Annotated in this window: 1 protein-coding gene; it reads right to left on the minus strand. The window is 49.8% G+C overall.

Going from position 1 to position 247, the window contains the following annotated elements; all coding sequences use genetic code 11:
* Positions 1 to 48 precede the first annotated feature (48 nt).
* Positions 49 to 247, minus strand: a 199-nt coding sequence (locus DXC67_RS10730) for a hypothetical protein (protein WP_233503235.1), incomplete at its 5' end; no start/stop codon positions are given.

Genomic DNA, 247 nt, shown 5'->3' on the forward strand with positions numbered 1-247 from the left:
CCCCCGCTGGCGGAGTGTATTTAATTGAAACAATACCCCTTAACTGATTTACTGGAAATAAGGAGCATAAGATCCGTCCGGATAAACGTGACGACAGAACCCTGGAGCCGACTGAGCGCCACCAGAAAGCGACATAAGCAAGAAGATCGGCTCTACCTCACCGCGGACGGCAACGATGCCCTCGACTAAAGACAATCCGAGCACTCCTGAAACAGATAGGGCAAATGTCAGCTTATATAACGCAAAG

This window comes from Collinsella sp. TF07-1 (assembly GCF_003437235.1).
Classification (GTDB): Bacteria; Actinomycetota; Coriobacteriia; order Coriobacteriales; family Coriobacteriaceae; genus Collinsella.